The sequence below is a fragment of the Streptomyces sp. NPDC046862 genome (assembly GCF_040704615.1).
Taxonomy (GTDB): Bacteria; Actinomycetota; Actinomycetes; order Streptomycetales; family Streptomycetaceae; genus Streptomyces.
This window is the reverse complement of the sequence record NZ_JBEYXP010000016.1, coordinates 152,954-168,533: the sequence shown is the minus strand read 5'-3', so window position 1 is coordinate 168,533 and position 15,580 is coordinate 152,954. Positions and strand designations below refer to the sequence as shown.

Below are 15,580 nucleotides of genomic sequence, written 5' to 3'. Positions count from 1 at the left end.
CCCACCAGGAGTACTTCATGCCCATCGTCATCTTCCAGTTGCCCGACGGCACCCAGCGCAAGGTCACCGCCGAGTCCGGAACAGCGCTGATGCGGGCGGCCGTGTCCAACGGCGTCGACGGCATCGTCGCCGAGTGCGGCGGCAACGCCTCCTGTGCCACCTGTCACGTCTACGTCGACGAGCAGCACACCGACCTGGTGGGGCCGCCGAACGACGTGGAGGAGGAGATGCTGGACTTCACCGCCGCCGAGCGCCGCCCCACGAGCCGGCTCAGCTGTCAGGTCCAGCTGTCCGACGCCCTGGACGGACTGGTCGTCCACGTACCCGAGGAGCAGGTATGACGTCCGCCGCGGGCGTGGCCGTCGTCGGCGGCGGACAAGCCGGGTACAGCGTTGTCTCGGCCCTGCGCGGTGCCGGATACGTCGGCCCCGTCACCCTCTTCGCCGACGAACCCCACCTGCCGTACCAACGACCGCCGCTGTCCAAGAACGCCCACACCGAACAGGACGCCGTGCGCGTCGAGTTGGTGCCCGAGTCCTTCTACCGCGAGCGCGACATCGAGCTCCGGCTCGGCGAGCGGGTGACTGCCCTCGACACCGCCGCCGGCGCCGTGGTCACCGGCACCGGCACGCGTGTCCCGTACGGCCACCTGGTGCTGGCCACCGGGGCACGTAACCGCCGACTCCCCGTACCAGGTGCCGAGTTGGCCGGCGTACACGCGCTGCGCTCGCTCGACGACGCCCTGGCGATCGGCCGGACTCTCACCACTGCCCGGGACGTGGTCGTGGTGGGCGGAGGGTTCATCGGGCTCGAACTCGCCCAGGTCGCCCGGGCACTCGGGGCGCGCGTGACGGTGGTCGAACTGGCCGACCGGCTGCTGAGCCGGGCCGTCTCCGCCCAACTGCAGGAGTACCTGCGGGAACGGCACGAACGCAGCGGCGTCCGCATCCTCACCGGCGTGGGAGTGCGGGGCATCGAGGGAAACGGACGAGTCGAGAGGGTCGCAACCGACCAGGGTGTGCTCCCCGCCGACCTCGTCGTGTACGGCATCGGTGCCGTCCCGCGCGACGAGTTGGCCCGTGCCGCCGGCCTGGCCGTCGAGGACGGCGTGGTCGTGGACGAGCAGCTCCGCTCGGTCACCGACCCCCGGATCTCCGCCGTCGGCGACTGTGCCCGCCATCCCCACCCGCACGCCGACGGGCTGGTGCGGCTGGAGTCCGTGCAGAACGCCACCGACCAGGGGACGTTGGTGGGCCGCCGGATAGCGGGATCACCGGCCCCGTACCGGAGTCTGCCATGGTTCTGGAGCGACCAGGGCGCCATCAAACTCCAGATCGCGGGGCTGCGTACCGACACCGACGAGATGCTCGTGGTTCCAGGCGACTCCCCCGAGAGGCTGGCGGCGTACGCCTTCCGCGACGACCGGCTGGTCGCCGTGGAGACGCTGAACTGGCCGGCCGAGCACCTGGCCGCCCGCCGGCTGCTGGAGCGGTCCGCGCCGGTCAGCGTGGCGGACCTCGCCGGCTCGACACTCGGCGCCCTCGCCCGGGCCAGACGCAGCGCGGAGGTGCGGTCATGAACACCTGGTTCGGTGCCCACCTGGTGGCGAGCGCGGCCGAGGCCGGCTCCCGGACCGCCCTGGTCTACACGGACCGGTCGTGGTCCTACGCGGAGCTGGAGTCGGCCGTCCGGCGCGGCGTCGCCCGCCTGGACAAGTTCGGGGTGCGCAGGGGCGACCGGGTCGTGATGCAGGGGGCGGCCCGTCCCGAGGCCCTCATCACGCTGTTCGCGGTGACGCGGATGGGCGCGGTGCTCGTGCCGCTGCACCCACAGGTCACCGCCGGGGAGCTCGCGGTCGTGTGCGAGGAGACCGGCCCCGTGGCCGTGGTCGCCGACGAGGGCTTCTCGACGGGGCCGGGGCTCCGGCTGAGCTGGGCGGACCTGTATCCCGAGGACGATGGACCCGAGGCTCCCGTGTGCGACCCGCCGGCCGGGTCCGACGTCGCCGTCATCGCGTTCACGTCCGGCACCTCGGGCCGCCCCAAGGGCGTCGCTCTGACCCACGACAACCTGCACGGGAGCATGGCGGGTGCTCTGGCGCGGCTGCCTTTCGGCGAGGACGACACCGCGCTCGTCTGCACCCCGCTGGCCCATGTCGCCGTACTGGGCGGGCTCCCGCAGTGCACCTGGGCGCGACGCGGAACAGTGGTCCTGGCTCCGCGCTTCGACCCCGATCTGTTCTTCGACCTCGTCCGTGACCACCGCGTCACCTGTGCGTTCGCCGTACCGGCCATGTCCGCCCTGCTGGCCCGCCACCCCCGCTTCGACGGCGGCGACGTGGACACGCTGCGGTGGATCCTGTCCGGCGGATCACCGGCCCAGACCGGCACCCGCGAGCTGTTCCGGGCGCGCGGGATCGGTGTGGTCAACTCCTACGGCCTGACGGAGACCAGCGCCGGGGTGACGTACTCCGCCCCTGACGCACCGGCGGCCTCCACCGGATCGCCCGTCCCGCAGGTCGAGTTGACGGTCGTGGACGCGGCCGCTTCGCTCGCCCCGGCCGGCACACCCGGTGAGGTCTGGGTGCGCGGGCCGTCGGTGGCCGCCGCGTACTGGACCGCCGCCGGACCGGTGCCCGTGACCGACGCCGAGGGCTGGTTCCACTCCGGCGACCGGGGCCGCCTCGACGCCGAGGGCCGGCTGGAGGTCGTCGGCCGGGTCAAGGACACCATCATCACCGGCGGCGAGAACATCGACCCCGCCGAGGTCGAGAACGCACTGGCCGACCTGCCGGGTGTCGTCGAGATCGCGGTGTCCGGGACACCGGATCCGGTCTGGGGCGAGATCGTGACCGCCTTCCTCGTATGCGAAGACGGTGAACCGTCCCTGGACGACGTTCGCGCCCACCTCGACGGCCGGCTGACCCGGCACAAATGGCCCCGCCGCCTTCGTGTCGTGGCGGCGCTGCCGCGCGGAGCCACCGGAAAGCTGCAGCGGCAGCGTCTCCACTCCCTGCTCGACGACTGACAGTCGTCGGACGACACCCCCACGCACCAGACCGCCCCCCACACACGTTCCCTCTCACCGAGATGGGGGCCGGCGCCACCGGCGACATCTCCCCAACCCTTCCCCAAGGAGAAGCCATGAGTGCGACCATGCGAGCCGCTCGGATGCACCACGTCGGCGAACCGATGAAGCTCGAGGAACTCCCCGTCCCCGAGCCGGGTCCCGGCGACGTCCGCGTGGCCGTCCACGCCGTCAACATCGTCCCCAACCTCGCCAACATCCTGAACATGTGGACCACCTGGTTCCCGCACAGCCCACTGCCCACGCTGCCGGCGATCTTCGGGCTCGACCCGGCCGGCGTGATCGAGGCGGTCGGCCCGGGGGTCCACGGCTTCGAGGCCGGCGACCGGGTGTACGTCAACCCGGGCCGCAGCTGCGGCTCGTGCCGCTCCTGTCGCAACGACGACTCGATCAACTGCGCCAGCTACGCCTTCGCGGGATACTTCGGCTTCTCCCCCACCGCGCTCGACCTGCTCGACCGCTATCAGGGCGGCCTGTCCGAGTACATGCTGGCCCCGGCGTACTCGCTGGTGAAGCTGCCCGACAACCTGTCCTTCAACACCGCCGCCCGGTTCGGCTACCTCGGCACCATGTACTCCGCCCTCCGCAAGGCCGGGGCCGCGCCCGGCAAGTCGGTGCTGATCAACGGCATCAGCGGCACTCTGGGCATCGGCGCGGCGCTCCTCGCCCCCGCCTTCGGCCTCACCCACGTCTACGGCACCGGCCGCGACCAGGGCCTGCTCGACCAGGTCGGCAAGCTGGGCGGCGGCCGACTGCACCTGCACTCCCTGGGCGACGGCCCGCTCGACGAGTGGATCCGCGAGGAGACGGACGGATACGGCGTCGACATCTACATCGACGCGCTCGGCCCGGGGGCACCGCACGAGACGTTCCTGGCGGGTATGCGGGCGATGGCGCGCGGCGGCATCGCCGTGAACATCGGCGCCGTCGCCGGTGACCTGCCCATCGACATCCACCGGATGATGGACCAGCAGCTGCGGCTGATCGGATCGGCCTGGTTCACCGCCGGCGAGGGCCAGGCGATGGCCGACCTGGTGGAGGCCGGCGTGATCGACCTCGGCCCGCTGGAGCACCAGGTGTTCCCCCTGGAGCAGGTCAACGAGGCCATCGGCGGAATCGCGCAGCGCAACGGTGGTTTCAGCAACTTCGTCATCAGCCCGAGGGCCGCCTCGTAAGCCTACTGAAGCCCTCTGACGGCCGCCCCGAGAACCAGGGGCGTCGGTTCACTCCCCTAAGCCGGCGGCCCCGTCTCGCTCCCCTTCTCTCTCCTCACTCGTTCTCTGGAGAACCCGATGCATGCCCAGCACACCGGCCGCCCGGCCGACCCCCTCGACCTCGTGGAACTCGACAGCCTGCTGACGCCGGACGAGCGCGCCGTCCGGGACGCCGTCCGCACCTTCTGCGACCGGCGCGTCGAACCGCACATCGCCGAGTGGTTCGAGCAGGGCGCGATCGAGGACATCCGCGGGCTCACCAAGGAACTCGGGGGGCTCGGTCTGCTGGGCATGCATCTGGAGGGCTACGGCTGCGCGGGCATGAGCGCCGTCGACTACGGCCTGGCCTGCCTGGAACTGGAGGCGACCGACTCCGGTCTGCGTTCCCTGGTCTCGGTGCAGGGCTCGCTGGCGATGTTCGCGATCCACGCGTTCGGATCCGAGGAGCAGAAGGAGGAGTGGCTGCCCCGTCTCGCGGCGGGGACCGCCATCGGGTGCTTCGGCCTCACCGAACCCGACTCCGGGTCCGACCCGGGCAGCATGCGCACCGCCGCCCGCCGTGACGGCGAGGACTGGATCCTCGACGGCCGCAAGATGTGGATCACCAACGGGTCGATCGCCGATGTCGCGGTCGTCTGGGCCCGCACCGACGACGGCGTCCGCGGCTTCGTCGTCCCCACCGACGCACCTGGGTTCTCGGCCCCCGCCATCAAGCACAAGATGTCGCTGAGGGCGTCGGTGACCAGCGAACTCGTCCTGGACTCCGTACGGCTGCCCGCAACGGCCGTCCTGCCGCGGGTACGGGGTCTGAAGGGGCCGCTGTCCTGTCTCAACGAGGCCCGGTACGGCATCGCCTGGGGCGCGATGGGCGCCGCACGTTCCGCCTTCCGGACGGCGCTGGCCTACGCCGGCGACCGGGTCCAGTTCGGCCGCCCGATCAGCTCCTTCCAGCTGACCCAGGCGAAACTGACCGACATGTCCCTGGAGCTGGCCAAGGGCACACTGCTGGCCTTCCACCTCGGCCGCACCAAGGACGACCGCGGGCTGCGCCCCGAGCAGGTCAGCTTCGGCAAGCTCAACAACACCCGTGCCGCACTGGAGATCTGCCGCACCGCCCGCACCGTCCTGGGCGCCAACGGCATCTCCCTGGAGTACCCGGTCATCCGGCACGCCAACAACCTGGAGTCGATCCTCACCTACGAGGGCACCGTGGAGATGCACACCCTCATGATCGGCCAGGCGCTGACGGGCCAGGCGGCCTTCCGATGAGAGCGGCAACGCAAAACGAAGGCCTGTGGGGCCTGTGCGGTGTCCAGCACCCGTCGGCGCGTGCTCTGGCGCGGAGGGACCTCGGATGACGGACACTTTCGACGCCGATGTGGTGATCGTGGGGCTCGGGCCCGTTGGTGCCACTGCCGCGTGTCTGGCGCATGACCTGGGACTTCGCGTCGTCGCCTGCGACCGGGCGACGCGGGTCGAACCACGCCCGCGTGCCATCGGGTTCGACCAGGAGGCCATGCGTGTCTTCGCCGGTCTCGGCCTGGCCGACGCGATCGCACCCCACGTGATGCCCTACCGGCCGTCCGAATACCACAACGCGGAGGGGCGGATCATCAGGCGCATCGGCACCGCCCCACCACCTCATCCCCTGGGTTGGGCACCCAACTACGTCTTTCTGCAGCCTCAGTTGGAAAGCGCCCTGCGAGAGCGTCTGATGCGCTCCGACGGTGTCGAGGTGCGCCTCGGCACGGAGGTGACGGACGTACGGCTCGATGACGACGGCGCGCTGGTCGAGGCGATCGGTCCGACGGGCAAGCACCACGCCCTGCGGGCCCGATACGTCCTCGCCTGCGACGGCGGCGGCAGTCCCCTACGGACCCGGCTGGACCTGCCCCTGCACGACCTGGAGTTCGACGAGCCCTGGCTGGTGGCGGATGTCCTGCTGCACCCTGGCGCGGGCCACGATCTGCCCCGGACCAACGTCCAGTACTGCGAGACCGAGCGTCCCAGCACGTTCGTGGTAGGGCCTGGAAACCTTCGCCGCTGGGAGTTCATGATCAATCCCGGTGAGGACCCGAAGGAGGTGTCCCGGGAGGACTTCGTGAGGGGTCTGCTCTCCCGCTGGCTCGACCCGGAGGACTACGAGCTGTGGCGGGCGTCCAGTTACCGCTTCCACGCGCTCGTTCTTGAGCGCTGGCGTGCGGGGCGGTTGTTCTTCCTGGGCGACGCCGCCCACATGACCCCGCCGTTCCTCGCCCAGGGCATGTGCCAGGGGATCCGTGACGCTTCGAACCTGCTGTGGAAGCTGGCACTTCGCCTTCGCGGGGCTGCCGAGGAGCCGCTGCTGGACACCTATCAGCACGAGCGGGAACCACACGTGCGGCAGGTGACGCTGGCCGCCAAGGAGTTGGGCAGGATCATCTGTGAACGGGACGGCGACGCCGCCGCGAGACGCGACGCCAGACTGCTCGAGGAACTGGCGGCCAAGCCCGAGGGCATCGTACGGCAGTCCCTCATTCCCGGCTTGACGGCGGGATTCCTCGCTCCCGACGCCTTCCCGGCACGGGGCGACATTCTGCCGCAGCCCCGGGTCACCGACCATCACGGCAGGTGCGGACTGCTCGACGACTTCACCGGAAGCACCTTCCGGTTGCTGATACGGCAGGACGTGGATGCCACGGCCATCGAACCGGCACTGCGTGCGCATCGGGCGGCCGTCGGCGTTCCGCTCCGCGTCGTCCGCATGACCGGGGAGAGGACGCCGTCGGCACCGGGCGAGTACCAGGAGGAACGGCACGTCCTCGACGACTGGATGCGAGAGCGGTCGTGCGCGGCGGTCCTCGCCCGTCCCGACCACTACGTATTCGGTGGCGCTCGGCTCGCGGACGATGTCGCGGGGCTGTTGCGCAGCGCGGATCGGCAGTTGCGTCCATCGGCTCACCCCATGGCTCGTGCTTCCGCCGGGGAACGAGGTGTGTCGTGACGACGAAGGACACACGAGTGCCGAATCCCGCCCCGGAGAGGCCGGAGGCCGGCATACGCCGGGTCGGGGTCGTCGGGTGCGGGCAGATGGGCGCGGGGATCGCCGAGGTCTGCGCCCGGGCCGGCCTGGACGTCGTGGTCCACGAGGTGGGTGCGGACGCGGCCGAGGCGGGCCTGTCCCGGATCGCCGCCTCGCTGGAACGCGGTGTACGGCGCGGGAAGCTCTCCGGTACCGAGCGTTCGGCCGCGCTGGATCGAGTGCGGGTCACCTCCGATCTGACGGACCTGTCCGACCGGGACCTGGTCGTGGAGGCGGCGACGGAGGACGAGGGCGTCAAGGCCGAGTTGTTCGCCGAGCTCGACCGGATCGTCGAGCGGGAGGACGCGCTGCTCGGGTCGAACACCTCGTCGCTGCCCATCATGAAGCTGGGCATGGCCACGACGCGGCCCCACCAGGTGATCGGGGTGCACTTCTTCAATCCCGTCCCGGTGCTGGAGCTCGTGGAGATCGTGCCGTCCCTGCTGACGAGCCCTCAGACCCAGTCCATCGCCGAGGACTTCGTCACGGGTGCCCTGGGAAAGAAGGTGATCCGCGCCCAGGACCGGGCCGGCTTCGTGGTCAACGCGCTGTTGGTGCCCTATCTGCTGGCCGCGATCCGGATGCTGGAGTCCGGCTTCGCCTCCGCGGAGGACATCGACACCGGCATGGTCCTGGGCTGCGCCCACCCCATGGGGCCGCTGAGCCTCGCCGACCTGATCGGCCTCGACACTCTCGTCGCCATCGCCGAAGCCATGTACGCGGACTTCAAGGACCCGCCGCACGCCCCGCCGCCGCTCCTGCTGCGCATGGTGGAGGCCGGGCTGCTCGGCCGGAAGTCAGGGCGCGGATTCCACGACTATGCGGATTCCCACTCCGACGTCGGTCGGGCGATGAATCGGGCCGCCGGTCGCGTGCAGGGGGAGGCATGGGGCGGCGGTGCGGGCGGCGATGATGTCGGCGGCAACGGAAATGGCCGTCTCCTCCGGTGAGTTCGCGCCGATGTCCAGGCCGATCGGGGAGTGGAGTCGGGCCAGTTGGTGACCGGTCAGGTCGGTGGCGCGCAGGGCCTCCATGCGCTGGGTATGGGTGCGGCGGGAGCCCATGGCACCCACGTACGCCACGTTCAGCCGCAGGGCCAGCTCGAGGAGGGGAAGATCGAACTTGGCGTCGTGGGTGAGGACGCAGATGACGGTGCGTTCGTCCAGAGAGCCTGAGTCCGACAGCGACTGAAGGTGCCGGTGCGGCCAGTCGACGACCACCTCGTCGGCGTCGGGGAAGCGCTGTCGGGTGGTGAACACCTCGCGGGCATCGCAGACGGTCACGTGGTGGCCGAGGAAGCGGCCGACGCGAGCGACGGCGGCGGCGAAGTCGATGGCGCCGTAGACCAGCATGCGCGGCGGGGAGGCGTAGACGGCCGTGAAGACCTCCACCGTCTCGTCGGTCATGGGGTCGCAGCCCCCGTCGGCGGCGTACCGGCGGGTGCCGTGGGTCCCCCGGGCGAGCAGCGCCCTGCTGTCCCGTTCCGCATCGGGGTGGACGGGCGGCTGGCCGACGGCGGCCATGGCGGTGAGGGCCTCGGCTGTGCCCAGCATCCCCGCGGGCCCCTCGACCACTGTGGCCAGGGCAGTGGGCCGCCCCTCCAACAGGGCCTCCAGGACGTGGCACAGCGCGCTCCTCGATGTCTCGTCGGCAACGCGCCGCACCAGCACGTCGATCACGCCGCCGCAGGACAGGCCCACCGCGAACGCGTCGGAGTCGCTGTACCCGAAGGAGACCCGTTGCGCCTCGCCCGTCTCCAGCACCTCCAGGGCCAGGTCGTGGACCGCCCCTTCGACGCATCCGCCGGACAGACTGCCGAGCACCTGTCCCGCGGTGTCGACCGCGACACAGGTTCCGGGCGGCCGGGGGGCACTGCCCTTGACGTCGACGACCGTGGCCAGGGCGAACGGGCGGCCCTCGGCACACCATTCCCGCAGTTCGGCGGCTATGTCGATCACCGGGTCTCCTCTCACGTCACGTCAGGCGGGTTCGCCGCACCGTGTTGCGGAGTTCGCCGAGCCCGCTGACCCGGGTGACGACGACATCGCCGTCGGTCAGGAAGATCTGCGGCTCGCGGGCGTTGCCGATGCCGCTGGGGGTACCGGTGAGGACGATGTCCCCGGCGCGCAGGGTCATGCCGTGGCTGAGCTCGGCGATGATCCGGGGGATGGAGAAGGCCATCTGGCCGCTGGAGGCGTTCTGCAGCAGGCAGCCATTGACCTCGCACCGCACCTGCAGGGCCGTCAGGTCGTCGATGTCGTCGGCGGTGGTCAGCCAGGGGCCGAGCGGCATGGTCGCGTCGATGCTCTTGCCCTTGAGCCACTGCCCGCCGTGCGCCCGCTGGAGATCGCGTTGGGAGACGTCGTTGGCCACCAGGTAGCCGAAGACGTGGTCCAAGGCCTTCTCCTCGGGGATCGACCGTCCGTCGCGGCCGATGACGAGCGCGATCTCGGCCTCGTAGTCCCACTTGACGGAGATGTCGGGGTCGTAGGCGATGTCGTCGCTCGGGCCGATGACGGTGTCCGGGCCCTTGGTGAAGAAGGTGGGATGCTCGGGGCGTCCGGCCGGGTCCTGGCCCTCCCGTTTGCCCTTCGACTCCTCGAAGTGGTCCCAGTAGTTCCAGCCGGTGCACAGGATGTCGCGGTTGAAGCGGTGCAGCGGGGATTCCAGACGGACCTCCGACAGCGCCCGCGTCGCGCCGTCGGCGGTACGGGCCGCGTCCAGGGCCTGCGGGCCGCCGCGGACGATGTCGTCGACCGTGCCGAGGTCCGCCGGCAGCACGGTGACCGTCTGCTCCGCCTCGTGGACCACACCGGCTCGGCGAACGCCGTCCACCGTGAAGGATGCGAGTTTCATACGACGGCCCGCCCTCAGTCCTCGATCACGGCGATCGCGTTGATCTCGATCAGGTAGTCCTTGTTCACGAACTTCGAGACCTCGACCATCGTGGAGGCGGGTGCCACCCCGGTGAAGTACTGGCGGCGCACGGCGTGGATGGCGTCGAAGTCCTCCATGTTGCGGACGTAGACGTCGACCCGGGCGATGTCGTCGAGGGTGCCGCCGGCCGCTTCGACCGCGGCGCGCAGGTTCTCGCACACCTGGTGGGTCTGGGCGGTGATGTCGCCGACGCCGGTGACGCCGCCGTCCTTGTCGCGGGCGGTCATGCCGGAGACGAAGACCAGTCGGCCCCGGGCGCGGGACTGGGTCGCCTGGGCGAAGTGCCCGTTGGGAGCGGCGAGTTGAGGGGAGATGATTTCCTGTTTGGGCATGTCGGGGTCCTCAGCGGGCGTCGTCGGGGCTGCTGTACCAGTCGGGCTGGGTGGGGTAGTGGGGGCCGTCGTAGACCTCCAGGAGGATCGACTCCTCCTCGGCAAGGGTCGGTCCGTGCAGGCTGCCCTTGGGATTCCAGTAGAAGGAGCCCTCGGTCAGGGTCAGTCCGGTGGGGACGTAGGTGTAGCGGCCCTTGAGGCAGAACATGAACTGGTTCGAGGCGTGGGAGTGGCGGGAGGGAATGCCGGCGCCCTTCTGGAAGCGGACGAGCGAGATGGAGGCTCCGGTTTCCTCGTTGCGCCACAGCGCCTTGTGGGTGAGGCCGGCCAGGGTTTTGTCCAGCCACGCCAAGTCCTGGGTCCGGAGCAGGATTTCGCGGAAGCGGAAGAGCGTTTCGCCGTTCGGGCCGTCCACCTTGTGTTCCCGGGAGCGGTCGGGACCCTCACCGCCGTAGTCGGCCGGTTCCGAGAGGTTCTCCGCCCATTCCTCGGCGGGGACCGCGTCCGGGCGCGGGGGTGCGGAGATCAGTGTGGGTTCAGTCATCGGTGTGCTCCTTGAGGCGCGTCGGTGTGCTCCTCAGGCGCGTTCTCGCCGAGGTCCTTCAGTTCGACGAGGCGGCTGCGGTAGCGCGTGGTGCCGCGGTTGGTGAGCATGTGGATCTCGCCGGGCTCGCGGTAGACGACCCCGCCGGTCACCTCGTGGACCAGCCGTGGCTCGCCGCCGGCCAGGGCGTCGATGCGGTTGTCGGCGGCTTCGAGGGCGATGACGAGATACGGGTTGAGGTGCTGGTGCCAGGGCTGGTGGGCACCCGGCTCCAGGGTGATCTCCCAGACCCGTACGTGCTCGTTCTCGAAGACGATCTCCTGGCCCACGGGGGCCAGTTGGACCTCGGTGCCGTCGGGGGCGAGTGCGGTGGTCATCGTGACGCTTCTCCTCACTTGTCGTCAGGTCCGCGGTACGGGGCGGCCCGTGATCCGCTCGTACAACTCCGCCGCCCGGTTGTGCCCGCCGTCCGGGTCGTACGGGACGAGGGCGGCCACATGGCCGTCGGGGCGGAGCAGCACGAGGGTGTCGTCGGTGACTCCGAAGCGGCGGCGTACCCGTTCTCCCGGGTCGAAGAGGGCCCGGTCGCGCAGGCCCGAATCGTGCGGGGCGTCCCAGCGGCTGACGGCGTAGTGGCGCAGTGCCGGGGAGTTCTGCGGCGGGATCGCGGGGTGGCGGCGGGTGTCGGTGAAGTACAGGGCGACGAAGGAGTCGGCCATGAGGTCGTGCAGGTACACGCGGCCCTCGGGTCCGAACAGGGGCAGGTCGGGGGCTCGGTCGCCGGCGGCCACCGGGAGCGGGCGGTCGCCGCTCTTCACCATCGACCAGTCGCCCTTGCCGTCGACGTCCAGCCGGACGCCCAGCAGGGCGCGGGTGAAGGCGTTGCCCCAGTCGCCGTCGGTCATGGCCTCGACGGAGCCGCTTCGGCGGTCCATGTAGGCGCGGGCGGCTTCGGCCATCTCGCCGCTGCCCTGGATGGCGACGGGGGCCTGTTCCTTCTCGTAACCGGCGAGCAGTGACTCGTCGGCCCAGCCGCGCCGTACCCAGGCGAGCCGCCAGGGCAGGTTGGAGGCGTCGAGAACACCGGTGTTCAGGCCGAGGGCCCACATGGGGGTGATGAGGTGGGCGGCGTCACCCATCAGCAGGACGCGTCCGTCCAACCAGCGGTCGGCAACGCGGTGGTGGACGGTGTAGATGTTGGTGCCGAGGATCTCCAGGTCCTTGACGTCGCCTATGAACCGGCGTGCCTTGGCGGCGAGTTCGTGCTTGTCCGGCTCGGGGCGTCCGGCGGCGAGCGGGTAGAGGAAGCGCCAGCAGTGCGGCTGGCGGACCAGGATCATCCACTCCTCGGGGTCGCCGAAGTAGGCGAGGTAGGGGTAGTCCCGGGGGTTGTCGACGTCAAGGTCGGCCTTGAGGTCGACGAGCATGTAGCGCTCTGCGAGCGTCCTGCCCTCGACGGTGATGCCGAGTTGCTCCCGCACCGGGGAGCGGCCGCCGTCGCAGGCCAGCACATGCCGGGCCGGTACGGTGCGTTCGCCGCCGGGGGTCTGAAGACGCAGCTCCACGTGGTCGTCGTACTGGGTGAACGAGGTCAGCCGGTGGCCCATGTGCAGGACGCCGGGGGCCTTCTTCTCCAGCACGGTGCGCAGTACCGGTTCGAGGTGGTGCTGGGGGATGTTGACGACGAACGGGAAGCGGGTGTCCTCCGTCAGTTCGGCCGTGCGGACGCTGAACGTCGGGACGTTGGTGGCCCGGTCGAGGTCGCCGATCTCGTCGATGCGCAGGGAGGCGGCCAGTACGTCGTCCAACGCGCCGTAGCGGTGCAGGACTTCGAGGGTGCGGGTGAGGACGGTCCCGGCCTTGGTGTCGAGGGAGAGCCGGTCGTCCTCCTCGAACACGACGACGGGGACGCCGTGGTGGACCAGCCCGAGGGCGGTGATGAGGCCGATGGGTCCGGCGCCGATGACGGCGACGGGCAGCTCGTCGAGTGCGTCGGTCTCGTACGCGGTCGTCACGGGGTCGCTCCTTGTGGGCTGTTGCTGAAGGCGCGGTCGCGGGTGAGCGTCGAGCCGGTCATCGTGGCCGCGTCGGAGAGGAGGAAGAGCAGCGGGCCGACGACGTCCTCAGGGGTGCCGATACCGGTGGTGCGCTCCCAGTGCTCGCGTTCGCCACCGCTGGGGTTGGCGGCCCGGAACTGGGGGGTGTCGATGACCCCGGGGAAGACGGTGTTGACGCGGATGCGGTCGACGGCGACCTCGGCGGCCAGGGACTTGGCGAACGGGATCAGCGCGCCCTTGCCGGCCGCGTAGGCGGAGGCCTCGGCGCGTCCCATGTGGGCCAGGCCGGAGGCGAAGACGAGGATGGCGCCGGACCGGCGCTCCCGCATGGAGGGCAGCACCGCCTGGCAGGCCCACACCACGCCGTCGAGATTGACGGACAGCGTGTGCCGCCACTCCTCGGGAGAGGTGTCGGCGACGGGTGTGCGTGGCTGTACGGCGGCTCCGGCGACCAGGGCGTCCACGCGGCCGTGGTCGGCGACGATCTTCTGCACGGCGGTGTGGACGGCGGCGCGGTCGGAGACGTCGATCGCGTACTGCTCGATGCCGTGCAGTTCGTCCGAGGGTTCCACGTCGAGGACGATCGGGGTGCCGCCGGCGGCGGCGTAGCCGCGGGCCAGGGCGGCGCCTATGCCGCGGGCGCCGCCGGTGACGACGAGTACCTCGCCGGAGGCGTCGAAGAGGGCTTTCATGGGGTCCGACTCCTGTCGTTCCGGATCAGCGGCGGGCGATGCGGCGGCGGGCGCCGCGGATGAGCTGCTGGGCCACGAGGTGCCCCGAGCCGCCGCCGAGGCCGGGGCCGGGGTGGGTGGAGGCGCCGATCTGCCAGAGGCCGGGGACCGGTGTGGCGTGGCGGGCTGCGGCGGGCAGCGGGCGCCACAGCAGGTTCTGGTCGAGTTCGGCGGAGCCGCCGTAGGGGTCGCCGGACACCGCGTTGGGGTTGTACGCGGCCAGGTCCGTGGGCGTGACGGCGTCCCAGGCGAGGACCTTGTCGTGCAGGTCGGGCACGTGGCGGGCGATACGGGCCAGGACTCGGCGGACGTAGCCCTCGGTCAGCTCCTTGGTCCAGCCGCCGTTCACGTCCAGTTCTCCGGCGGCGTCGCCGGTCGGCTCGTACGGCAGTTCCTGGAGCTGGATCCAGAGTGCCGCCGCGCCCTCGGGGACCCGGCTCGGGTCGAGGACGTGCTGCTGGCCGACGACGACCGTGGGCCTGCGCGGCAGCAGACCCGCCTCGGCCTCCGCGCAGGCGATGGCGGTGCTCGCGGATCCGTCGCCGAAGTGCAGGAGCGGTACGCCGGCGAGTCGGTCGTCGTGCCAGGCCGGTGGGGCTGCGAGGGCGACGTGGATCTGCATGGCCGCGCGTCCGTAGCGGTAGCGGCGGGCCTGGTCGCGTACGACGGGCGGGACCGGGGCGTCGGGCGGCAGCAGCTCGCCGTAGAGCGCGGTCGGGGTGACGGAGGCGAGGACCGCGCGGCGGGCCAGGAGGGTCTCACCACCTTCGACGCCGACTCCCACGGCCCTGCCGTCCTTGACGATGATCCGCTCCACCGGCTGTCCGGTGCGGATGTCCACCCGCAGTTCCGTCAGCAGGGCCTCGAAGGCGCGCGGGAAGTTGCCGGCGCCACCCGCCACCACGGGCAGTCCGAAGCCGTGCATCGTGGCCGCGAGAATGGGGAGCATCAGGCCGCCGGAGGCGTGGTCCGGGGAGAGTCCGGCGTGCAGCAGCCAGGGCGCCCACAGCAGGTCGGGCTCGTCGCCTTCGAACTCGGCGCGGGCATAGGAGCGGCCGCTGGTGAGGGCGGCGCGCAGCCAGGCCTCGGTACCGGTGAACCGCTCCCGTCGCACCAGCCGGGCCACGGACTTCCAGATCCTGGGCGAGCGGAGGTCGCCGCCGAGGAAGCCGCCGATGGCGTCCGCGTTGTCGAGGAAGCGTTGGAGCATGGCGAGGTAGGCGTCCCGGTCGGCGGCATGGGCGAAGCCCTCCGCCGTCGTGCGGGCGTCCCGGTGCGCGAGGACCACGCGGCCCGCGTCGGTGACGGTGCCGGTGACGAAGCCGTCGGTGTTGCGGTACTCCAGGCCGTGGCGGTGCAGATCCACACCGAGGGTGGCGTAGGCGCCGCCGGACACGAACAGGGGGTGCCAGGAGGAGTACGTGTCGTGCCGGTAGCCGGGGAGGGTGCGCTCCTCGGTCGCGATGAAGCCGCCGATGCGCGGGCCGCGTTCGAGCAGGGCCACCGACCAGCCGTCCTTGGCCAGTTCGGCCGCGGCGACCAGGCCGTTCACACCGGAACCGATGACGATGGCGTCGACCGTGCGTGCCATGGATGCTCCTCGGGGTCGTGGGTGGG

General features: G+C 71.0%; 14 protein-coding genes and 1 pseudogene. 7 read left to right on the top strand and 8 right to left on the bottom strand.

The genetic code is table 11. The annotated features are described in order from the left end of the window. The first annotated feature begins 17 nt into the window (after positions 1 to 17). The 7 genes from AB0959_RS20080 (at position 18) to AB0959_RS20050 (ending at position 8,312) form a co-directional block, all read left to right on the top strand. Positions 18 to 341, top strand: a complete 324-nt coding sequence (locus AB0959_RS20080) for a 2Fe-2S iron-sulfur cluster-binding protein (protein WP_366827768.1) — start codon at positions 18 to 20, stop codon at positions 339 to 341. Next, positions 338 to 1,579, top strand: a complete 1,242-nt coding sequence (locus tag AB0959_RS20075) for an FAD-dependent oxidoreductase (RefSeq protein WP_366827767.1) — start codon at positions 338 to 340, stop codon at positions 1,577 to 1,579. The genes AB0959_RS20080 and AB0959_RS20075 overlap by 4 nt, the downstream gene beginning before the upstream one ends. Beyond that, the gene (locus tag AB0959_RS20070) at positions 1,576 to 3,027 is read left to right on the top strand and encodes an AMP-binding protein (protein ID WP_366827766.1); all 1,452 of its coding nucleotides are present in this window, start codon (positions 1,576 to 1,578) and stop codon (positions 3,025 to 3,027) included. The genes AB0959_RS20075 and AB0959_RS20070 overlap by 4 nt, the downstream gene beginning before the upstream one ends. A gap of 116 nt (positions 3,028 to 3,143) precedes the next feature. Beyond that, positions 3,144 to 4,262: an alcohol dehydrogenase catalytic domain-containing protein gene (locus AB0959_RS20065; protein WP_366827765.1), complete on the top strand. Its 1,119-nt coding sequence runs from the start codon at positions 3,144 to 3,146 to the stop codon at positions 4,260 to 4,262. A 117-nt stretch (positions 4,263 to 4,379) separates the two neighbouring features. Then, positions 4,380 to 5,570: an acyl-CoA dehydrogenase family protein gene (locus AB0959_RS20060; protein ID WP_366827764.1), complete on the top strand. Its 1,191-nt coding sequence runs from the start codon at positions 4,380 to 4,382 to the stop codon at positions 5,568 to 5,570. A gap of 85 nt (positions 5,571 to 5,655) precedes the next feature. Then, positions 5,656 to 7,284 carry a bifunctional 3-(3-hydroxy-phenyl)propionate/3-hydroxycinnamic acid hydroxylase gene (locus AB0959_RS20055; RefSeq protein ID WP_366827763.1) on the top strand — a complete coding sequence of 543 codons (1,629 nt, stop codon included), beginning with the start codon at positions 5,656 to 5,658 and terminating at the stop codon, positions 7,282 to 7,284. Then, positions 7,281 to 8,312 carry a 3-hydroxybutyryl-CoA dehydrogenase gene (locus AB0959_RS20050; RefSeq protein WP_366827762.1) on the top strand — a complete coding sequence of 344 codons (1,032 nt, stop codon included), beginning with the start codon at positions 7,281 to 7,283 and terminating at the stop codon, positions 8,310 to 8,312. Before AB0959_RS20055 ends, AB0959_RS20050 begins: the two co-directional genes overlap by 4 nt. 21 nt (positions 8,313 to 8,333) lie before the next feature. On the opposite strand, the pseudogene AB0959_RS20045 reads toward AB0959_RS20050, so the two are convergent. The 8 genes and pseudogenes from AB0959_RS20045 to AB0959_RS20010 all read right to left on the bottom strand — a co-directional run. Next, positions 8,334 to 9,320 (bottom strand): annotated as a pseudogene (locus tag AB0959_RS20045) (XdhC family protein); the annotation flags it as partial. A gap of 16 nt (positions 9,321 to 9,336) precedes the next feature. Further along, positions 9,337 to 10,218 carry a fumarylacetoacetate hydrolase family protein gene (locus AB0959_RS20040; RefSeq protein ID WP_366827761.1) on the bottom strand — a complete coding sequence of 294 codons (882 nt, stop codon included), beginning with the start codon at positions 10,216 to 10,218 and terminating at the stop codon, positions 9,337 to 9,339. 14 nt (positions 10,219 to 10,232) lie between these two features. Further along, complete coding sequence (locus tag AB0959_RS20035; RefSeq protein WP_366827760.1) at positions 10,233 to 10,631, bottom strand: RidA family protein; 399 nt, start codon at positions 10,629 to 10,631, stop codon at positions 10,233 to 10,235. 10 nt (positions 10,632 to 10,641) lie between these two features. Beyond that, positions 10,642 to 11,175 carry a cupin domain-containing protein gene (locus AB0959_RS20030; RefSeq protein WP_366827759.1) on the bottom strand — a complete coding sequence of 178 codons (534 nt, stop codon included), beginning with the start codon at positions 11,173 to 11,175 and terminating at the stop codon, positions 10,642 to 10,644. Beyond that, positions 11,172 to 11,552 carry a hypothetical protein gene (locus AB0959_RS20025; protein WP_366827758.1) on the bottom strand — a complete coding sequence of 127 codons (381 nt, stop codon included), beginning with the start codon at positions 11,550 to 11,552 and terminating at the stop codon, positions 11,172 to 11,174. The genes AB0959_RS20030 and AB0959_RS20025 overlap by 4 nt, the downstream gene beginning before the upstream one ends. Before the next feature lie 24 nt (positions 11,553 to 11,576). Beyond that, entirely contained in the window at positions 11,577 to 13,190 is a 1,614-nt protein-coding gene (locus AB0959_RS20020; RefSeq protein WP_366827757.1) for an FAD-dependent monooxygenase, read from the bottom strand. Further along, on the bottom strand, positions 13,187 to 13,924 hold the full coding sequence (locus tag AB0959_RS20015) for an SDR family oxidoreductase (RefSeq protein WP_366827756.1): 738 nt from the start codon (positions 13,922 to 13,924) through the stop codon (positions 13,187 to 13,189). Before AB0959_RS20015 ends, AB0959_RS20020 begins: the two co-directional genes overlap by 4 nt. A 25-nt stretch (positions 13,925 to 13,949) precedes the next feature. Next, positions 13,950 to 15,554 (bottom strand): NAD(P)/FAD-dependent oxidoreductase, encoded by a 1,605-nt coding sequence (locus AB0959_RS20010; protein WP_366827755.1) that lies wholly within the window; start codon positions 15,552 to 15,554, stop codon positions 13,950 to 13,952. Between the last annotated feature and the right edge of the window lie 26 nt (positions 15,555 to 15,580).

Bases quoted from the DNA above. Each gene is read 5' to 3' on its own strand.
- AB0959_RS20080 (WP_366827768.1), top strand. From the start codon at position 18: ATGCCCATCGTCATCTTCCAGTTGCCCGACGGCACCCAGCGCAAGGTC.
- AB0959_RS20075 (WP_366827767.1), top strand. From the start codon at position 338: ATGACGTCCGCCGCGGGCGTGGCCGTCGTCGGCGGCGGACAAGCCGGG.
- AB0959_RS20070 (WP_366827766.1), top strand. From the start codon at position 1,576: ATGAACACCTGGTTCGGTGCCCACCTGGTGGCGAGCGCGGCCGAGGCC.
- AB0959_RS20065 (WP_366827765.1), top strand. From the start codon at position 3,144: ATGAGTGCGACCATGCGAGCCGCTCGGATGCACCACGTCGGCGAACCG.
- AB0959_RS20060 (WP_366827764.1), top strand. From the start codon at position 4,380: ATGCATGCCCAGCACACCGGCCGCCCGGCCGACCCCCTCGACCTCGTG.
- AB0959_RS20055 (WP_366827763.1), top strand. From the start codon at position 5,656: ATGACGGACACTTTCGACGCCGATGTGGTGATCGTGGGGCTCGGGCCC.
- AB0959_RS20040 (WP_366827761.1), bottom strand. From the start codon at position 10,218: ATGAAACTCGCATCCTTCACGGTGGACGGCGTTCGCCGAGCCGGTGTG.
- AB0959_RS20035 (WP_366827760.1), bottom strand. From the start codon at position 10,631: ATGCCCAAACAGGAAATCATCTCCCCTCAACTCGCCGCTCCCAACGGG.
- AB0959_RS20030 (WP_366827759.1), bottom strand. From the start codon at position 11,175: ATGACTGAACCCACACTGATCTCCGCACCCCCGCGCCCGGACGCGGTC.
- AB0959_RS20025 (WP_366827758.1), bottom strand. From the start codon at position 11,552: ATGACCACCGCACTCGCCCCCGACGGCACCGAGGTCCAACTGGCCCCC.
- AB0959_RS20015 (WP_366827756.1), bottom strand. From the start codon at position 13,924: ATGAAAGCCCTCTTCGACGCCTCCGGCGAGGTACTCGTCGTCACCGGC.
- AB0959_RS20010 (WP_366827755.1), bottom strand. From the start codon at position 15,554: ATGGCACGCACGGTCGACGCCATCGTCATCGGTTCCGGTGTGAACGGC.